The organism is Synechococcus sp. R55.2 (assembly GCF_047462075.1).
Taxonomy (GTDB): Bacteria; Cyanobacteriota; Cyanobacteriia; order Thermostichales; family Thermostichaceae; genus Thermostichus.
In genome coordinates this window covers 1-1,056 of the sequence record NZ_JANSIH010000092.1, presented here as the reverse complement: position 1 = coordinate 1,056, position 1,056 = coordinate 1, and the positions used below count along the sequence as shown (strand labels likewise).

General features: G+C 60.7%; 1 protein-coding gene and 1 pseudogene. Both read right to left on the bottom strand.

Annotation, left to right across the window (positions count from 1 at the left end):
* Positions 1–264 (bottom strand): annotated as a pseudogene (locus NW838_RS03375) (outer membrane protein assembly factor); the annotation flags it as partial.
* Positions 265–451: 187 nt separating this feature from the next.
* A complete protein-coding gene (locus tag NW838_RS03370) occupies positions 452–796 on the bottom strand; it encodes a hypothetical protein (RefSeq protein WP_011432412.1) in 345 nt (114 codons plus the stop codon).
* Between the last annotated feature and the right edge of the window lie 260 nt (positions 797–1,056).

Genomic DNA, 1,056 nt, shown 5'->3' with positions numbered 1-1,056 from the left:
TTCAGTCCCCTCAACAACGACATCCGCTAACAACACATCTGGCTCGCCGGCAGTGGGGGGTGGGGTTGGGGAGGCCTTGGCGGGGGAGTCGCCACCGGTGCGCAGGTCGAGGGTGCCGGGCTGAGGAACCGATTGCGCCCAAGCCGGGGATCCCATCAGCAGAGCGCTACGGGACGCTTCAGCAAACGCAAAAGCGGTGCAGAGCACCATCCCGCGGGTGAGCGCTGAAGTTAGCCAAGGGCGAAGTTGCCTGGAACGATTCATGGGGATCCCTCGCACACCAAAAAGCAAGATTGCAGAGCCGGGCCAAGATTGTGCTAAAACCCTCTGCCGCCCAGCAGCGGACAATTGCCCTGGATTATATCAATCCCCATCCACCCAGATCCGAGCGTGGCCGCGAACCGGATTGCGGACTTGGGCAGTCTGGAGTGCAAAAAGCAGCCTCCCCCGCTCAAGGCAGGCGCAGGGATCCCCTACAGCGCTGGCCGCAAGACCTCGGCTCGACTTCCTCGGCAGCTAGGTTGACTTGGGAGTTGAGGATGACGACGGTGATGGGAGCAGGAGTGGGAGGCAAAGAGCGGCTGCTCCTCCAGCCCCAACTGTCGGCGTACTGTTGTGGGGGAACGTTGGGCAGGATCAGGACGGTGTTTTGCAGGACGTTGCTTTGCAGGGTGGTGGCGTTGCCGTTCAGGATCGCCATCTGCTGGGTGTGGGAAGTCTGAGCCAGGACGGCTGGAGCAAACCCGAAGCCGAGCAGAGCTGCCACTCCGGGGAGGAGGAGTTGGGTGGACAACATCGAGGATTCTCCACAAGACGCCAGGATGCCGACACTTTAGCCTGCTTTGCCCTCCGCTGAGTTGCCGCAAAAAAGCAAAAAAAGCTACGTGATGGGGAGGGATCCCTGCTGGGGACGTACAGCCGCGCGGCCCAGGCCCACAAAAAGGCCTGCAGAGGGTACTCTGTGCAGGCCCGTCTTGCTCGTCTGGATTGTCTTGATGGAGCTGATACATTCACGCTGAACTCTCCTGAACATGGTTCAGGAAAGAAGCGATCGCA

Bases quoted from the DNA above. Each gene is read 5' to 3' on its own strand.
- NW838_RS03370 (WP_011432412.1), bottom strand. From the start codon at position 796: ATGTTGTCCACCCAACTCCTCCTCCCCGGAGTGGCAGCTCTGCTCGGC.